The sequence below is a fragment of the Rhodoblastus acidophilus genome (genome assembly GCF_900187365.1).
In the GTDB taxonomy this organism is placed as follows: Bacteria; Pseudomonadota; Alphaproteobacteria; order Rhizobiales; family Beijerinckiaceae; genus Rhodoblastus; species Rhodoblastus acidophilus.
In genome coordinates this window covers 869335-884765 of the sequence record NZ_FYDG01000001.1, presented here as the reverse complement: position 1 = coordinate 884765, position 15431 = coordinate 869335, and the positions used below count along the sequence as shown (strand labels likewise).

General features: G+C 65.3%; 12 protein-coding genes. 7 read left to right on the top strand and 5 right to left on the bottom strand.

What is annotated here, in order from left to right:
* Positions 1-284: 284 nt before the first annotated feature.
* From CFB24_RS03765 to CFB24_RS03745, 5 genes are all read left to right on the top strand, one after another.
* Positions 285-1421 (top strand): thiolase family protein, encoded by a 1137-nt coding sequence (locus CFB24_RS03765; RefSeq protein WP_088519201.1) that lies wholly within the window; start codon positions 285-287, stop codon positions 1419-1421.
* Entirely contained in the window at positions 1421-3739 is a 2319-nt protein-coding gene (locus tag CFB24_RS03760; protein WP_244593108.1) for a 3-hydroxyacyl-CoA dehydrogenase/enoyl-CoA hydratase family protein, read from the top strand. Before CFB24_RS03765 ends, CFB24_RS03760 begins: the two co-directional genes overlap by 1 nt.
* 18 nt (positions 3740-3757) lie before the next feature.
* Positions 3758-5536, top strand: a complete 1779-nt coding sequence (locus CFB24_RS03755; protein ID WP_088519199.1) for an acyl-CoA dehydrogenase C-terminal domain-containing protein — start codon at positions 3758-3760, stop codon at positions 5534-5536.
* Positions 5537-5606: 70 nt separating this feature from the next.
* Entirely contained in the window at positions 5607-6125 is a 519-nt protein-coding gene (locus tag CFB24_RS03750) for a thioesterase family protein (RefSeq protein WP_088519198.1), read from the top strand.
* Between the two features lie 21 nt (positions 6126-6146).
* The gene (locus tag CFB24_RS03745) at positions 6147-6512 is read left to right on the top strand and encodes a DUF2147 domain-containing protein (RefSeq protein ID WP_088519197.1); all 366 of its coding nucleotides are present in this window, start codon (positions 6147-6149) and stop codon (positions 6510-6512) included.
* Here CFB24_RS03745 and acuI read toward each other — a convergent pair.
* Positions 6509-7492, bottom strand: a complete 984-nt coding sequence (acuI, locus tag CFB24_RS03740) for an acrylyl-CoA reductase (NADPH) (RefSeq protein WP_088519196.1) — start codon at positions 7490-7492, stop codon at positions 6509-6511. The genes CFB24_RS03745 and acuI overlap by 4 nt on opposite strands.
* 447 nt (positions 7493-7939) lie before the next feature.
* Between acuI and CFB24_RS03735 the strand changes: the two genes are divergently transcribed.
* Positions 7940-8152, top strand: coding sequence for a hypothetical protein (locus CFB24_RS03735; protein WP_111390642.1), 213 nt, complete (start codon positions 7940-7942; stop codon positions 8150-8152).
* A 28-nt stretch (positions 8153-8180) separates the two neighbouring features.
* On the opposite strand, the gene CFB24_RS03730 is transcribed toward CFB24_RS03735, so the two are convergent.
* Genes CFB24_RS03730 through CFB24_RS03720 form a run of 3 tightly spaced genes read right to left on the bottom strand, consistent with a single transcriptional unit; the run spans position 8181 to position 11589 of the window.
* On the bottom strand, positions 8181-9584 hold the full coding sequence (locus CFB24_RS03730) for an FAD-binding oxidoreductase (protein WP_088519194.1): 1404 nt from the start codon (positions 9582-9584) through the stop codon (positions 8181-8183).
* Between the two features lie 14 nt (positions 9585-9598).
* Complete coding sequence (locus tag CFB24_RS03725; protein WP_244593109.1) at positions 9599-10867, bottom strand: class I SAM-dependent RNA methyltransferase; 1269 nt, start codon at positions 10865-10867, stop codon at positions 9599-9601.
* Positions 10864-11589 carry a TlyA family RNA methyltransferase gene (locus CFB24_RS03720; protein ID WP_088519193.1) on the bottom strand — a complete coding sequence of 242 codons (726 nt, stop codon included), beginning with the start codon at positions 11587-11589 and terminating at the stop codon, positions 10864-10866. The genes CFB24_RS03725 and CFB24_RS03720 overlap by 4 nt, the downstream gene beginning before the upstream one ends.
* Positions 11590-11683: 94 nt before the next feature.
* On the opposite strand from CFB24_RS03720, the gene CFB24_RS03715 reads away from it, so the two are divergent.
* Complete coding sequence (locus CFB24_RS03715; RefSeq protein WP_088519192.1) at positions 11684-13321, top strand: magnesium transporter CorA family protein; 1638 nt, start codon at positions 11684-11686, stop codon at positions 13319-13321.
* A gap of 68 nt (positions 13322-13389) precedes the next feature.
* On the opposite strand, the gene dxs is transcribed toward CFB24_RS03715, so the two are convergent.
* The gene (gene dxs, locus CFB24_RS03710; RefSeq protein ID WP_088519191.1) at positions 13390-15318 is read right to left on the bottom strand and encodes a 1-deoxy-D-xylulose-5-phosphate synthase; all 1929 of its coding nucleotides are present in this window, start codon (positions 15316-15318) and stop codon (positions 13390-13392) included.
* Between the last annotated feature and the right edge of the window lie 113 nt (positions 15319-15431).

The following is a 15431-nucleotide window of genomic DNA, read 5'->3' as shown; positions in this document are numbered from 1 at the left end:
CGCGTCGCGCCCGTAGGCTCAATCTTGCGCGAAACGCCGCAAAGCGAAAGAGACCGCGCCGCCCAAGTTTAAGGCGCATGACAAAAGTTTATATGTAAACGATATTGACCTTGGCGCGTGCGTCCACTAACTTTCGACTCAACAAACAACGACAATGACCCGCCGAAAAGCGCGGGACAGGGAGCTGCGAGGATGAACCTTCGCGACATCGGGCGCTTCAGGCGTCAGGCATTCTTGCGTCCGCGCGCGGCGCAAACGGTCCACTTTGGTTTGGGAGAACCTCAATGACTCGCACGGTTATCGCGGGCTACGTCCGCTCGCCCTTCACTTTGGCGAAAAAGGGCGACCTCGTTTCGGTGCGGCCGGACGATCTCGCCGCGCAAGTCATCGCAGGCCTGATCGCCCGGACCGGCGTCAATATCGCCGAGATCGAGGATGTGATCATGGGCTGCGCCTTCCCCGAGGGCGAGCAGGGTTTTAACGTCGCCCGCCTCATCAGCCTGCTGGCCGGCCTGCCAAAATCGGCGGGCGGCGCCACCGTCAACCGCTTCTGCGGCTCATCGATGTCGTCGATTCACATCGCGGCCGGCTCCATCGCGCTCGGCGCCGGCGACGTCTTCGTGTGCGGCGGCGTCGAGAGCATGACGCGGGTGCCGATGATGGGCTTCAACCCGCTGCCGAGTCCCGACCTCTACGCCAAAATGCCCGGCGCCTATATGGGCATGGGCGAGACGGCGGAAAATGTCGCCAACAAATGGCAGATCACCCGCGAGGATCAGGAGGAATTCGCCGCACGCTCGCAAAAGCGTGCCGCCGAAGCCCAGGCCTCCGGCAAGTTCAAGGACGAGATCGTCCCGATCAAGACCAAAAAGGGCGAGGTGAGCGTGGATGGCTGTCCGCGTCCGGAAACCACCGCCGCCACTCTGGCCGAGCTGAAGCCGGCGTTTGACGCGCAGGGCACGGTGACGGCGGGCACGTCTTCGCCGCTCACCGACGGCGCCTCCGCCTGCCTCGTCTGCTCCGAGGATTACGCCAAGTCCAAGGGGCTGGAGATTCTCGCCGTGGTCAAGAGCGTGGCCGTCTGCGGCTGCGACCCCGAGATCATGGGCATCGGCCCGGTCGGCGCCACCAAGAAGGCGCTGGCCCGCGCCGGTCTCGAAGCGAAGCAGCTCGATGTGGTCGAGCTCAACGAGGCCTTCGCCTCGCAAAGCCTCGCCTGCATGAGGGAGCTGGGCCTGTCGCCGGATCAGGTCAACATCGACGGCGGCGCCATCGCGCTGGGCCATCCGCTCGGCGCCACCGGCGCGCGCATCACCGGCAAGGCCGCCAGCCTGCTCAAGCGCGAAAAGGGCAAATACGCGCTGGCGACGCAATGCATCGGCGGCGGGCAAGGCATCGCCACCATTCTGGAGGCCGTGTGATGCAGATCAACAAAGTCGCCGTCATCGGCGCCGGCGTGATGGGCGCCGGGATCGCCGCGCAGGTCGCCAACGCCGGCGTGCCCGTGGTGCTGCTCGACATCGTTCCGGCGGGCGCGGACAACCGCAACGCCGTGGCCGAAGGCGCCGTCGCCAAAATGCTGAAGACGGAGCCGGCCCCCTTCATGAGCAAGGCCGCCGCCAAGCTGGTGACCACCGGCAATATCGAGGACCATCTCGACCTCTTGCGCGACTGCGACTGGATCGTCGAAGTCGTGGTCGAAAAGCTCGACGTGAAGCAGGCGCTCTATAAAAAGATCGACGCGCACCGGAAGCCCGAAGCCATCGTCTCATCCAACACCTCGACCATTCCGTTGGCGAATTTGGTCGAAGGCATGCCGCAAAGCTTTGCGGAAAAATTCATCATCACCCATTTCTTCAACCCGCCGCGCTACATGCGTCTGCTGGAGTTGGTGACGAGCCCGCTCAACAGCGCCGACACGATCAAGACCGTCACGGATTTCTGCGACTACAAGCTCGGCAAGGGCGTGGTGGTCTGCAAGGACCGGCCCGGCTTCATCGCCAACCGTCTCGGCGTGTACTGGCTGCAGTCGGCGGTGGTTCTGGCCTTCGAGCACAAGCTGCAGATCGAGGAGGCCGACGCGATCATCGGCAAGCCGCTGGGGATTCCCAAGACCGGCGTGTTCGGCCTGCTCGACCTGATCGGCCTCGACCTGATGCCGCACATCAACGCCAGCATGGCCTCGGCGCTGCCGCGCGAAGACGCGTTCCACGGCATGAACCAGCCGCTGCCGCTGGTCGAGCGCATGATCAAGGAGGGCTACACCGGCCGCAAGGGCAAGGGCGGCTTCTATCGTCTCAACCGCGAAAAGGGCAAGCTGAAGGAGGCCATCGACCTCGCCACCGGCGACTATCGCGCCCAGGCCCGGGCGCGGGTCGAGGCGGTGGACGAAGCCGGCAAGGATCTGAAAAAGCTGCTGACCCACGACAGCGCGCCGGGCCGCTACGCTTGGGACGTCGTGCGCAAGACGCTGTGCTATGCGGCGGCGCTGGTGGGCGATGCGGCCGACGACATCGTCTCGATCGACGAAGCGATGCGCCTCGGCTACGCCTGGAAATGGGGCCCGTTCGAACTGCTCGACAAGATCGGCGTCGACTGGTTCGTCGAAAAGCTGCACGCGGAGGGTGGCCTGGTTCCGCCGATCCTGCAGGCGGCGGCCGGCAAGACGTTTTATCGCGTCGAGAACGGCAAGCGTCAGGCGCTGACGCTCAACGGCGATTATGTCACGCTGGAGCGCCCGGAAGGCGTGCTGCTGCTCGCCGACATCAAGCTCACGCAAAAGCCGGTGCTGAAAAACGCGTCCGCCAGCGTGTGGGACATTGGCGACGGCGTGTTGTGTTTTGAATTCACCAGCATGATGAATTCGCTCGACGCCGATATCGTCATGCTGCTCAACCAGACCATCCAGCTCGTGCAGAAGAACCACAAGGCGCTGGTGATCTACAATGAGGGGAGCAATTTCACCGTCGGCGCCAATCTCGGCCTTGCGTTGTTCGCGGCCAATGTCGCGGCCTGGAGCGAAATCGAGCAATTGGTCGGCTTGGGACAGTTCGCCTACAAGGCGCTGAAATATGCGCCCTTTCCTGTTGTCTCGGCGCCCTCCGGCATGGCGCTCGGCGGCGGCTGCGAAATCCTGCTGCATTCCGACGCCATCCAGGCCCATGCCGAAAGCTATATCGGTCTGGTCGAGGTCGGCGTCGGCCTGATCCCCGGCTGGGGCGGCTGCAAGGAAATGCTGGCGCGCTGGCAGGCCCACAAGAAAACGCCGAAAGGCCCGATGCCCGCGGTGGCGCAGGTGTTCGAATATATCAGCACCGCGCGCGTGGCCAAATCCGCCGCCGAAGCCCGGGACATGCTGATCCTGCGCGACGGCGACGGCGTCACCATGAACCGCAACCGCCTGCTGTTCGACGCCAAGGCCAAGGCGCTCAAACTCGTCGAAAACTACCAGCCGCCGGAAAAGCCGGTCTATCGCCTGCCGGGTCCGTCCGGAAAACTGGCGCTGAAAATGGCGGTGGATGGTTTCGCCAAGCTCGGCAAGGCGACCAAGCACGACATCGTCGTGTCCGAGGCGCTGGCCAACATCCTCACCGGCGGCGAGACGGAATATTTCGACGAGCTGAACGAGGATAAAATCCTCGAACTGGAGCGCCAGAATTTTATGAAGCTGGTGCGCAACCCCGACAGCCTCGCCCGCATCGAGCACATGCTCGAAACCGGCAAGCCGCTCCGCAACTGACCCCGCAGGGAGACGAACATGCCGACCTACAAGGCTCCGCTGCGCGACATGCGCTATGTGCTCTATGACGTGATGGGCGGCGACGATCTGACGTCGCTGCCCGGCTACGAGGATTTCTCGCGCGACACGCTCGACGCCGTGCTCGAAGAGGCGGCGAAGATCTGCGAGGAAGTGCTGCAGCCGCTCAACCGCTCCGGCGACGAGGAGGGCTGCGCTTACGAGAACGGCGTGGTGCGCACGCCCAAAGGTTTCAAGCAGGCCTATGACACGTTCCGCGATGGCGGCTGGACCTCGATCGCCTGCGATCCCGACTATGGCGGCCAGGGCCTGCCGGCGGCGGTGAACACGCTGGTCGAGGAAATGATCTGCTCGGCCAATCTGTCGTTCGGCATGTATCCGGGCCTGTCGCACGGCGCTTATGTCGCGCTGCACGGCTACGGCTCCGACGCGCTGAAAAAAGCCTATCTGCCCAAGCTGGTGGACGGCACATGGTCGGGCACGATGTGCCTCACCGAGCCGCATTGCGGCACCGACCTCGGACAGATGCGCACCAAGGCGGTTCCGCAGGAGGACGGCTCCTACCGCCTCTCCGGCACGAAGATTTTCATCTCGGCCGGCGAGCACGACCTCACCGAAAACATCGTGCATCTGGTGCTGGCGAAAATCCCCGGCGGCCCCAAGGGCATCAAGGGCGTCAGCCTGTTCCTCGCGCCCAAATTCCTGCCCGACGCCGACGGCAAGCCCGGCGAGCGCAATGGCGTGCGTTGCGGCTCCATCGAGCACAAGATGGGCATCAAGGCTTCGTCGACCTGCGTGATGAATTTCGACGACGCCAAGGGCTGGCTGATCGGCGCGCCGCACAAGGGCATGCAGGCCATGTTCGCCATGATGAACACGGAGCGCCTCGCCGTCGGCGTGCAGGGCCTCGGCCTCGCGGAAGCCTCGTACCAAGGCGCGGCGGCCTATGCGAAAGAGCGTCTGCAGGGCCGCGCCCTCAGCGGCGCCAAACAGCCCGACAAGGCCGCCGATCCGCTGATCGTCCATCCCGATATCCGCCGCATGCTGCTGACGCAGCGCGCCTATGTCGAGGGCTGCCGCGCGCTGGCGATCTGGGCGGCGAAAATGCTCGATGTCGCCAAGAAACACCCTGACGAAGCCGAGCGCGTAAAAGCCGAGGATTTCATCGCGATCACCACGCCGGTGATCAAGGCGTTCCTCACCGATGTCGGCTTCGAGGCGACCAATCTCGGCGTCCAGATTTTCGGCGGCCACGGCTATATTCGCGAGCATGGCATGGAGCAGTTCGTCCGCGACGGCCGCATCGCCCAGATCTACGAGGGCGCCAACGGCATCCAGGCGCTCGACCTCGTCGGCCGCAAGATGCCTGCCCATGCGGGACGTTACCTGCGCGCCCTGTTCCATCCCGTCGCCGACTATATCGAAGCCAACAAGAGCAATGCGGCGCTGGCCGATTTGATCGGGCCGCTGGGCAAGGCGTTCGGGCGCCTGCAGCAGGCGACGCTGCATGTGGCGCGCGTCGGCATGGCGCGCCCGGACGAGGCCGGCGCCGCGGCGTCGGATTACCTGCGGCTGTTCGGCCTCACCACGCTCGCCTATTTGTGGGCGCGCATGGCCGAGGTGAGCCTGCCGCATGCCGACAGCGACCCGTTCCACAAGGCGAAAGTTTTGACCGCGCGCTTCTACATGGAGCGCCTGCTGCCGCAAACCGGCGCGCTGCTCTCGGCGATCCTCGCCGGCGGCAAGACCATGATGGCGTTCGAGGAAGCGGCGTTCTAAGCGCCTCGCCTGTTCCTCTCCCCTCAGCGGGGGAGAGGAAGCCGCCCTTCGCACCATTGGAGAGAATGAATTGCCGCCCTGGCTGCGATTGCTCAAAATGGCGTTCCACGCGCCATTCCGTGAAAAGCTGGGCTGGCGCGACGAGTCCCGTCTGACCTTCCGCGTCTGGCCCAACGACCTCGACGTCAACCTGCACATGAACAACGCCCGCTATCTCGCAATGATGGACATCGGGCGGTTCGACCTCGCGATCCGTTGCGGCTTCGCCGGGCTGGTATGGCGCGAAAAACTCAAACCCGTGGTGGCCAGCGCGCTGGTGCGCTTCCGCCGCTCGCTGGCGCCGTTCCAGACATTCACGCTGCGCAGCCGGGTGATCGGCTGGGACGAAAAATGGCTGTTCATCGAACACCGCATCGAAAGCCGCGGCGATCTTTATTGTCACGCGGTGGTCAAGGCGCTGCTGCTCGGCCGCGCCGGAGGATGGCCCACGGCGGAACTGTTGCGCAGTCTCGCCGTACAGGCGCCGGCGACCGAGATCCCGGACTGGCTCGCCCATTGGCAGGCGGCGGAAGGCGGATTGCGCGGTTGATTTTTAAAAAAGGGAGGAAAAATGAAACGTATTGCCTTGACGCTCGCCGCCATCACGCTGGCGATCCCCGCCTTCGCCGCCGACATCACCGGCGAATGGAAACGCACCGACGGCAAGTCGCGCATCCGCATGGCGCCGTGCGGCGGCGCGATCTGCGGCACGATCAGCTGGCTGCGCGATTCCAACTCGCCGGCCGCCCATGTGGGACAGCGGGTGTTCTTCGATCTGAAACCGTCCGAAGGCGGCTGGGCCGGCTCCGCCTTCAATCCCGAGGACGGCAAGACCTATGACGGCAAGGTCACGCTGTCAGGCGCCGCCATGACGACCTCCGGCTGCGTGCTCGGCGGCCTGATCTGCAAGTCGGTGAACTGGACGCGGGCCAACTAGGGGATTTCGACCACGATCCGTCCGCGCACCTTGCCCTTGAGAATCTTTCCCGCCGTCTCGATCACCTGATCGTAGCCGATCGTCGTGCTCAAGGCGGCGAGTTTCTCGACATCTAGGTCGCGCGCCAGCCGGTTCCAGGCGATCAGCCGCTTGTCCCTGGGCTGCATCACCGAGTCGATCCCGAGCAGCGCCACGCCGCGCAAGATGAACGGCGCGACGGTCGTCGGCAAATCCATGCCCTGCGCCAGCCCGCAGGCGGCCACCGCGCCCTCGTATTTGGTCTGCGCCAGCACATTGGCCAGGGTGTGCGACCCCACGCTGTCCACCGCCGCCGCCCAGCGCTCCTTGCCCAGCGGACGACCCGGCCCGGACAATTCGGCGCGGTAGATCACCTCGGCCGCGCCGAGATTTTTCAGGAAATCCGCCTCCTCGGGCCGTCCGGTCGAGGCGATCACATGCCAGCCCAGCTTGGCCAGCAGCGTCACCGCGACCGAGCCGACGCCGCCCGCCGCCCCGGTCACCAGAACCGGCCCGCGTTCGGGGGTGAGGCCATGCCGTTCCAACGCCAGAACGGCGAGCTGCGCGGTATAGCCGGCCGTGCCGATGGCCATGGCCTGCGCGGCGGTGAATTTTTCGGGCAGCGGCACGAGCCACGCGCCCTTCACCCGCGCTTTCTGCGCATAGGCGCCCAGATGCGTCTCGCCGAGGCCCCATCCATTGAGCACCACGGCGTCGCCGGGCTTGAAGTCCGGATTTGACGAACTTTCCACCACCCCGGCGAAATCGACGCCGGGAATCATCGGGAAGCGCCGGACCACCGGGCTTTTGCCGGTGATTGCGAGGCCGTCCTTGTAATTGACGGTGGAATGGCTGACCCGGACGGTGACGTCGCCGTCCATCAATTCGGTTTCGTCGAATTCCGAATAAGAGGCGGCGTAAGCCGGCTCCTTGACGATGCGAACGCCTTTGAATTTTGTCATGTCGCCCTCCCGTTTTGGAGATCAGAGCTTGCAGCGGACGCGGCGTCAAGCTGTTTGAGGCGCCCGTTTCCTGCGCCGCTAAATCGAGGAATCCCCGGATCTGCGACAAAACCGTCGCATCAAAGCCTTGATTTCAAACGAGTTAGCCGCCGCCGGGCTTATCGGGCCTCGCGCCGAGCCGCTCTGGCCTCATGCGTGACCGCCCAACAGGCGCGCGCCAACAATAAACGGCGCACAGGAGGAGAAATTTGAGAGTTTTTGACCATGCTCGGCCCGCAGGGCGCGACGCCGACCGCCACGAGCGCCCGAGGCGCCCGCGCGCCTGCCGCGCGGCAGCGCCTGTCGCCAATTCTCTAGTTCTAACAATCAAGTGCGCGTGATGGCCCGACCTGCTATGATCAAGCTTGTTCGCCCTCGCGGCATCTCTGGACCTGCTGGACCGATCACATGACGCTACAAGAAATGCTCGCGGCTGACACGATCAGCGAATTGCATGATGACATCATCGACGCCGTCCGCAGCGCCCACAGGCGTCATGGCGACGATCCCGCGTTCAGCCTGATCGCCGCATCGGCCTTCACGTTGGCGATGAAGGAAATAACGGCGACCTGCGGTCCCAAGTTCGAGTCCACGGTGATCAAAGGCCTTCAGTCGCTGTGATCCGCTCCTGAGGCTTCCGGGCGAGCGCTTAAAGCACCTTGCCCGGATTCAGCGTGCCCTTGGGGTCCAGCGCCGTTTTCATCCGGCGCATCACCTCCAGCGCCACAGGGTCCTTCACGCCCGGCAGCAGGTCGCGCTTCAGCACGCCCACGCCGTGCTCGGCGGAGATCGAGCCGTTCATGCGCGTCACCACCGCATGGACCGCCGCGTTCAACTCCTCCCAGCGCGCCAGATATTCGGCCTTGTCGGCGCCGACGGGCTGGCTGACGTTATAATGCACGTTGCCGTCGCCCATGTGGCCGAACGGAACGGGCCGCGCGCCTGGAATGGTCTTCTCGACGATCGGGCCGGCCTCGGCGAGAAAGGCGGGGACCATCGCCACCGGCAGGCAGACGTCGTGCTTGATCGATCCGCCCTCATGCTTCTGTTTTTCCGACAGATTTTCACGCAGAGTCCAGAACGCCTTGCGCTGGTCGAGCGAGGCGGCGACCACGGCGTCCTCGATCACTTCCTTCTCGAACGCGGCTTCGAGCAGAGCCATCATCTTATCGCCCAAGCCCGCATCCGATTGCGAGGCCAGCTCCAGCAGCACATACCAATTGTGCGGCGCCTCCAGCGGCTCACGCGCGCCGTCGGTATGCTTGACCACGATCTCGATGCCGAACCGCGACATGAATTCGAACGTCTTCAAATCCGGCCCGCCCATGGCCTGGGCCAGCATCAGCAGCTCCAGACATTTCTCCGGGCTTTCCAGCCCGATCAGCGCCGTCTCCACCGCGCGCGGGCGCGGATAGAGTTTGACCACCGCCGCGGTGATGACGCCGAGCGTGCCTTCCGACCCCATGAAAATGTGCTTCAGGTCGTAGCCGGTGTTGTCCTTGCGCAGTTTCGACAGATTGTTCAGCAGCTTGCCGTCGGCCAGCGCCACTTCCAGTCCGGTGACGAGATCGCGCGCATTGCCGTACGCCAGCACGGCGGTGCCGCCGGCGTTGGAGGCGAGGTTGCCGCCGATGGTGCAGGAGCCCTCGGCCGCCAGCGACAGCGGAAACAGCCGGTCCGCGCTCTCGGCGGCCTCCTGCACCTTCTGCAGGGTGACGCCGGCTTCGACGATCATGGTGTTGGACGCCGGGTCGATCTCGCGGATTTTGTCGAGCCGGTTCAGCGACAGCAGGATTTGCGAGCCGGACCCGTCCGTGATCTGCCCGCCGACAAGTCCGGTATTGCCGCCCTGCGGCACGACCTTCAAGCCGTGAGAATCGGCATAGCCCAGCACCGCCGCCACTTCCTGCGCCGAGCCCGGACGCACCACGCAGGCGGCCTTGCCGTGCCAGAGATCGCGCGGCTCGTTCATGTAGGCGGCCATGTCGGCGCCGGTCAGAACATATTTGTCGCCGACGATAGCGGCCAGCGCCTGCGCGATTTCCTGAGCCATCTCAACCTCAAAAGTCAGCCAAGCAACCGGCGCTTCTTCTTTGCGCTAGCGGCGGCCTTGGCGAAAATTCCGATCAGCTCCACATGCGGCGAATAGAGGAATTGGTCAACAGGAATGACGTTTTCCAGCGTAAAACCGCCGCCGATCAGGATTTTGGCGTCGCGTGCGAATGTCTGGGGATTGCAGGAGACGGCGGCGACTTTCGCCACCGCGCTGCGCGCCAGTTCGCGCGCCTGGGCTTCGGCGCCGGCGCGCGGCGGGTCGAACACGACAGCGTCGAATTTCTCCAGCTCGCCCGGCAACAGGGGTCGCGTGAACAGGTCGCGCATCTCGCCCTTGACGCTCCTCAGCCCGGGCGTGCTGCGCGCCGCGCGCAAGGCCGCGGCGAGCGCCGCCGCGTCGCTTTCGACGCAGAAGACTTCGGCCTGTTCGGCCAGACGCAGAGCGAAGGCCCCCGAACCGGAAAACAGATCGGCGCATTTTTTCGCGCCCGCAAGCGCCGCGACGACAACCGAGGTCAACGCCTCCTCGCCCGCCGCCGTCGCCTGCAGAAAATTCCCCGGTGGCGGCGTGACCGCCACGCGTCCCGACAGGACTTCCGGCGCACGGCGCTCGATCAGCACGATCCCGTGGTTGGAAATGCGGGCGAGATCAAGCGTTTGCGCGCTCGCGATCAGCGCCTGTTCCGTCTCGAAATCGAGCTTGCCGCAGCCGCGCACATCGACGTCGAGTCCGGTGCGCGTTCCCGTCACCACCAGATCGAGCGGCTTTTCCGTTCCAGCCAGCTTTTCGGCGATCTCGCGGGCGGCCGCCATGGCGCCGGCCATCTCCGGGGCGAGAATGGGACAGGCGTCCAGCTCGAAAATCTTGTGGCTGCGCGCCTCCATGAACCCGACGCGCGCGCGGCCGCGAAAATCGAACCGGGCGTGAAAGGTGGCGCGCCGCCGCCCGCCGCCCCAGGCCCGCTGCAAAGGCGCCACTTCGGCGGAAACCCCGGCGTGGCGCAGGGCGTCCGCCACCAGGCCGCGCTTCCACTGCGCATAGGCGTCGGGCGAAAGGGTCTGCACGGCGCAGCCGCCGCAGGCCGAAAAATGCGGGCAGGGGGCGTCCACGCGATCCGGCGAGGGTTTCAACACCTCGACCAACCGGCCGCGCTCGCCGTCCACCTCGGCCAGAACCTCCTCGCCGGGCAGGGCGAACGGGACGAAAACAGGCCCTTTGGCCATGCCCTCGCCGCGTGAGGTCAGTTTATCAATGGTCAGTCGAGCGTTGAGGTCGATCACGCGCGGCGCGCTCCCAATAGAAATTCAATGTTGCCGTCGCCGCCCGAAATCGGCGAGGGGATGACGCCCAGCACTGTCCAGCCCAGACGGGCGACCAGCGCGCTGATCTTGTCGCACACTTTTTCGCGCACGCAGGCGTCGCGCACGAAACCTTTTTTGACCTGCTCCGGCCCCGCCTCGAATTGCGGCTTGATCAGCAGCGCGGCCCAGGCGCCCGGCGCCGCCAGCGCCAGAACAGGCGGCAGGATCAGGGTGAGCGAAATAAAGCTGACGTCGCAGACGATCGCCTGCGGCGCCTCCGGCATATCAGCCAAGGTGAGTTTGCGCGCGTCAAACTTTTCCAGCGCTTTTACGCGCGCGTCGCGGGCGATTTTCTCGTGCAACTGGCCCGTGCCGACATCGACGCAGGTCACATGCGCGGCGCCGCGCGTCAGCAGCACATCGGCGAACCCGCCGGTGGAGGCGCCGACGTCGAGCGCGTGCAGCCCGGCGGGATCGAGGCCGAAACCGTCCAAAGCCGCCGCCAGCTTGACCCCGCCGCGCGACACCCAGGGGTAGGGCGCCTCGGCGCGCAACAGCGCATCCTCGCCAACCATTTCGGACGGCTTGCGCAGCACGGCGCCGTCCAGCACGACCAGCCCGGCGTCGATGGCCTCGCGCGCCTTGGCGCGGCTCGCAAAAAGGCCGCGGGCGACCAGAGCCAGATCGGCGCGCTGGGGCATCAACTTTTTCCCTGGGGATCATCGGGAGGGCTTGTCCGCTCCCTGGCGCCCCGCCTATCACATCGCAACACGCGAGAGAAGCGGCGAGGGACGCATGGACGGGACGTCGGACAAAATTATGGTGCGGCGCTTTCGCCAAATCCTGTTCTGGCCGTTGCAGTTGATGCCGCTGGCTGAGCCGCGCGCGCAGCATTGGCGCGCCCTGGAGGATCATCCCGACTGGACCCGGCTGGAGGACGATTTCCCCAACGAGGTCGAGCGCTACCGCGAGCGTCATTACCGGGAGTTCGTCGCCTTCCTGCCGCATGTGCAGCGGTTCCTTTACGGCGAGCGCGGCGGCGCCGCCAGCTATGGCGAATCGCCGCTGCGGATTTATCGGCGCAAGAACATCGCCGCCGTGCGCGTGCGCGCCCCGGGCGAGGCGGAAAGCCGCACGTTCCGGGTCAAGCACGCCGACGTCTATTTTTTCTTCGACGCCGACGTGATGATCCCCGTCGTCGAGATCTGGGCCGACGACATCGACCTTGACGTGGCGCTCGACGTGATGAACCGCTTCGGCCGCGCTTATCCGTCGGGCTGGGACGAGCGCGGCGATCCGGCGAACTGCTTCGACAGCGTCGAATGGCTCGACGCCGCCGGCAAGCCGCTGGCGCAGTCCGACCTCGGCGACATCGGCCGGTTCTATTCGGCGGTGATCCGCGAGCAGGTGGTGGAGATCGGCGCCCATTGGGATTTCCTGCTGCGCCCGATGCGGCTCAAGCGCGCCGGGGTCAAGGAGGCCGTGCTCTACCGCCCGCTGGAATTCCATCGCATGCCGCTGATGGCCTTCGTCGCTGTGGACGATCCCCGCAGGCTCACCCGCGCCGAATTCGTGCGCCTCGCCTTTTCCGCAGCGCCGGGTCCGCGCAACGTCTTGCCGCTTTCGGCGCCCTTTCTCGAGACGTTCGAGAAGGCCCATTGCTATGACCGCTATTACGATCCCGAGCATAGCGATCCCGACTGGCCCAACATGCGGATGATGTGCACGCCGCAGGCTTTCGTCATGGTCGGGCCGGCCGACGATTCCGCTTTCGTCGACGCCGAGCGCGGTTACCTCGGCCAGTTCCGCCACCAGTTCTTCATGCTTGGCCTGATCGCGCATTTCCACCGCGCGGCGGTGCTGATGATGTCGAACCGCCTCGTCGAGGTGATCCGCAAACTCGATCCCGGCGACGCCCGCACGGTCGGGCGCTTCCGGCGCGACATCCGCCGCCTCTCGGCCGGCTTTCTGCGGTTCAATCACCGCTACTACTTCACCGAAGTGTCCGATCAGGCGGTGCTGCGCGACATTTTCCGGCTGTGGTCGGCGCAACTGGGCACGGCGGCGCTGTTCGCGGAGTTGCGCGCGGAGGTCAACGACGGCGAAAGTTTTATGGAGGCCGATCTGTTGCGCCGGCAGGCCGTGACCATCCTGCAATTGACGGTCGTCACCATGCTCAGCCTGATCGGAACTGTCACCACCGGCTTTCTTGGCATGAATATTTTCGCCTATGCCGATATGGGCGCCTGGGACCGTTTCCTGATCTTCCTGGCGGTGTTCGTCCCAACGACGCTGCTCACCATGTACACGGTGATGAAATCGCGCCGGCTCGCCAATTTTCTCGACAAGCTCGGCAGTGAACGCTCAAATTGGAAAGGCCGGCTCAAGGCTTTGGCCGGCGTCTGGAGCGGTCGCTCCGAAGATTTTGAATAATCAAACGGTTCGATTGATCGCCGAGCGGCCCCCTTCTCTCGCTGCGCGGAGAAGGGCGCCGCGTCGGATCACGCGGTCTTGGCCGTCGCGGTCTTGCCGAGCAGGCCGAGAACCTTGGCGACAATGCCGTCGGCGTCGAGGCCCGCCTTGGCGTAGAGCTTGGCCGGGCTGTCCTGGTCGAGATAGACGTCGGGCAGCACCATCGCCCGCGCCTTCAGCCCGTTGTCGAGGAAGCCGTCCTCGGCGAGTTGCTGCATGACAAACGAGCCGAAGCCGCCGATCGAGCCTTCCTCGACGGTGATGAGAATGGAGTTCGTGCTGGCGAGCTGGCGCAGCAACTCCACATCGAGCGGCTTGGCGAAGCGCGCGTCGGCCACGGTCACCGAAGCGCCCTGGGCCTCCAGTTGGTCGGCGGCGCTCAGCGCCTCGTGCAGACGGGCACCCAGCGAAAGGATCGCGACCTTCTCGCCCGAACCCTTGCCCTCGCGCATTATGCGGCCCTTGCCGATCTCCAGCGGAACGCCTTCCTGCGGCATTTCCACGCCGAAGCCGTCGCCGCGCGGATAGCGCAGCGCGATCGGGCCGGCGTCATAGGCGACGCAGGTCGCCACCATGTGGACCAGGTCCGCCTCGTCGGCGGCGGCCATGATCACCATGTTGGGCAGGCAGCCGAGATAGGCGACGTCGAACGAGCCGGCGTGGGTCGGGCCGTCGGCGCCGACCAGGCCGGCGCGGTCGATGGCGAAGCGCACCGGCAGGCTCTGCAGCGACACGTCGTGCATCACTTGATCGTAGGCGCGCTGCAGGAAGCTCGAATAAATGGCGCAGAACGGCTTGAGCCCCTCGGTCGCCAAGCCCGCCGCAAAGGTCACGGCGTGCTGCTCGGCGATGCCCACATCGAAGGTGCGGTCCGGGAACACATGCTCGAAAATATCGACGCCGGTGCCGCTTGGCATGGCGGCGGTGATCGCCACGATCCGGTCGTCCTTGGCGCCTTCCTTGGCCAGCGCTTGCCCGAACACCTTGGTGAAGGACGGGGCGTTGGCCTTGGGCTTGATCTGCGCGCCGGTCACCACGTCGAACTTGTTGACGCCGTGGTATTTGTCGGCGGCGGCTTCCGCCGGCCCATAACCCTTGCCCTTCTGCGTCACAACATGCAGCAGCACGGGGCCGCCGGGATCGGCGTCGCGCACGTTTTTCAGGATCGGCAGCAGATGGTCGAGATTGTGGCCGTCGACCGGGCCGACATAGTAGAAGCCCAATTCCTCAAACAGCGTGCCGCCGGTCACATAGGTGCGGGCGTGCTCGACGGCGCGGGTCAGGGCGCGGTCGACGCTGCGCGGCAGATGGGCGGCCAGCGCCTTGCCGACGTCGCGCAGTTTCAAAAAGGCCTGGCCCGAGGACAGGCGGGCGAGATAGGCCGACATGGCGCCGGTCGGCGGCGCGATCGACATGTCGTTGTCGTTGAGGATCACGATCAGCCGCGACTGCAGGGCGCCGGCGTTGTTCATCGCCTCATAGGCCATGCCGGCCGACAGCGAGCCGTCGCCGATCACGGCGATCACGGCGTTGTTGTCGCCCTTGAGGTCGCGCCCCACGGCCATGCCGAGGCCGGCGGAAATGGAAGTGGAGGAATGCGCGGCTCCGAACGGGTCGTATTCGCTTTCGGCGCGCTTGGTGAAGCCGGAGAGGCCGCCGCCCTGGCGCAAGGTCTTCATGCGGTCGCGTCGGCCGGTGAGGATCTTGTGGGGGTAGGCCTGGTGTCCCACGTCCCAGATGATGCGGTCGCGCGGCGTGTCAAACACGTAGTGCAGCGCAACCGTCAGCTCGACGACGCCGAGGCTGGAGCCGAGATGGCCGCCAGTCAACGCGACCGTGTCGATGGTCGCGCGGCGCACTTCTTCGGCGACGGTTTTGAGATCGCTCTCCGGCAGGCGGCGCAGATCGGCGGGAAATTTCACCTTGTCGAGCAGGGAAGTGGACGTCAAGTCAGTCACAGCGCACTCAATATCTCGGACCCCCGGCTGGCGGGACGAAAGGCTGCTTTACACGCAACCGGCCGCTGGGGCAATTAATCCGGCGCAAGTTTATCGTCAAACAGGCTCCGGAT

Bases quoted from the DNA above. Each gene is read 5' to 3' on its own strand.
- CFB24_RS03765 (WP_088519201.1), top strand. From the start codon at position 285: ATGACTCGCACGGTTATCGCGGGCTACGTCCGCTCGCCCTTCACTTTG.
- CFB24_RS03760 (WP_244593108.1), top strand. From the start codon at position 1,421: ATGCAGATCAACAAAGTCGCCGTCATCGGCGCCGGCGTGATGGGCGCC.
- CFB24_RS03755 (WP_088519199.1), top strand. From the start codon at position 3,758: ATGCCGACCTACAAGGCTCCGCTGCGCGACATGCGCTATGTGCTCTAT.
- CFB24_RS03745 (WP_088519197.1), top strand. From the start codon at position 6,147: ATGAAACGTATTGCCTTGACGCTCGCCGCCATCACGCTGGCGATCCCC.
- acuI (WP_088519196.1), bottom strand. From the start codon at position 7,492: ATGACAAAATTCAAAGGCGTTCGCATCGTCAAGGAGCCGGCTTACGCC.
- CFB24_RS03735 (WP_111390642.1), top strand. From the start codon at position 7,940: ATGACGCTACAAGAAATGCTCGCGGCTGACACGATCAGCGAATTGCAT.
- CFB24_RS03730 (WP_088519194.1), bottom strand. From the start codon at position 9,584: ATGGCTCAGGAAATCGCGCAGGCGCTGGCCGCTATCGTCGGCGACAAA.
- CFB24_RS03720 (WP_088519193.1), bottom strand. From the start codon at position 11,589: ATGCCCCAGCGCGCCGATCTGGCTCTGGTCGCCCGCGGCCTTTTTGCG.
- CFB24_RS03715 (WP_088519192.1), top strand. From the start codon at position 11,684: ATGGACGGGACGTCGGACAAAATTATGGTGCGGCGCTTTCGCCAAATC.